The organism is Pantoea sp. RG18 (genome assembly GCF_025910075.1).
Taxonomy (GTDB): Bacteria; Pseudomonadota; Gammaproteobacteria; order Enterobacterales; family Enterobacteriaceae; genus Pantoea; species Pantoea agglomerans.
In genome coordinates, this window is sequence record NZ_JAPCIL010000044.1 from 1 (window position 1) to 321 (window position 321).

A 321-nucleotide genomic window follows, 5' to 3' on the forward strand; every position below is an offset into this window, starting at 1 on the left:
TCAACGCTGCGTGTTGCAAGCATTTGAGAGACTCGAACGCATCGCTTTGCCATTCCTTAATTACGGAGGAATGACGCGCTGCGTCGTTTCAATTTTCAGCTTGTTCCGGATTGTTAAAGAGCAAATATCTCAAACGCGGCCCGGCTGCTTACGCAACCAAATCGGTTTTGAGATACTGTATGGAGACACCTTTCACCTGTCACCAAGCAGGTGGCGTCCCCTAGGGGATTCGAACCCCTGTTGCCGCCGTGAAAGGGCGGAGTCCTAACCGCTAGACGAAGGGGACACAAAAGTGTCACGACTTCGCAGCCGTCCTGCTCA

General features: G+C 52.6%; 1 tRNA gene. It reads right to left on the reverse strand.

What is annotated here, in order from left to right:
* Positions 1 to 211: 211 nt before the first annotated feature.
* Positions 212 to 286, reverse strand: a tRNA-Glu gene (locus tag OK409_RS22480).
* Positions 287 to 321 lie beyond the last annotated feature (35 nt).